Source organism: Duganella radicis (assembly GCF_009720825.1).
GTDB lineage: Bacteria > Pseudomonadota > Gammaproteobacteria > Burkholderiales > Burkholderiaceae_D > Rugamonas > Rugamonas radicis.
In genome coordinates this window covers 1-594 of sequence record NZ_WNKY01000126.1, presented here as the reverse complement: position 1 = coordinate 594, position 594 = coordinate 1, and the positions used below count along the sequence as shown (strand labels likewise).

Below are 594 nucleotides of genomic sequence, written 5' to 3'. Positions count from 1 at the left end.
TTTCTGCTGCGCGCGGCAGGTGTCGGCCAGTATCCATTGCTGGTTGCCCGGGAAGCGCAGCCAGACGGCTTTCCAGGCGTTGCGGTTGCCGCTGCCCTTCAGGTTGGCGAAGGCGGACGGCGACAGCGATTGGTCGCCGCAGCGGATTTCGCTGCCCTGGACCACCGCGAAATACGGCGCGCGGCCAAAGCTGGCGCGCAGCCGGGTGCCCTCCGGCAGAAAGACTTGCTTCCATTGATAGCCGGTGTCGGCGGCGGCCAACTGCTGCGATTGCGATTGCGCCGCGGGCTGAGGTTGCATGTAGGCGCGGATGGCGTCGCAAATAACCGGCTCGATCTCCCAGCCGCACCAGTGCAGGCCGGTGAAAGCACCAAATTCCTCCATCAGTTCATTCGGCAGGCGGTAGGGGAAGGTGACAGCACCCATGATGGGTCTCCGAAAAAAGGCGTTTTACTAAGCGCTACTAGTTCCGGCTAAGCGTTACTACAGCGCGCTATGGGTTACTAAAATATCTGTGGTGCATAGTTATTAGAGCGATGACGCGCGCTTTTAGTTCCGTTTATTCCTGCGCTAGCGTGAAATATCAGCGATTAG

The 594-nt window shown here is 59.4% G+C and carries 1 pseudogene; it reads right to left on the bottom strand.

Going from position 1 to position 594, the window contains the following annotated elements:
* A pseudogene (locus GM676_RS31350) lies at positions 1-426 on the bottom strand (hypothetical protein); the annotation flags it as partial.
* Between the last annotated feature and the right edge of the window lie 168 nt (positions 427-594).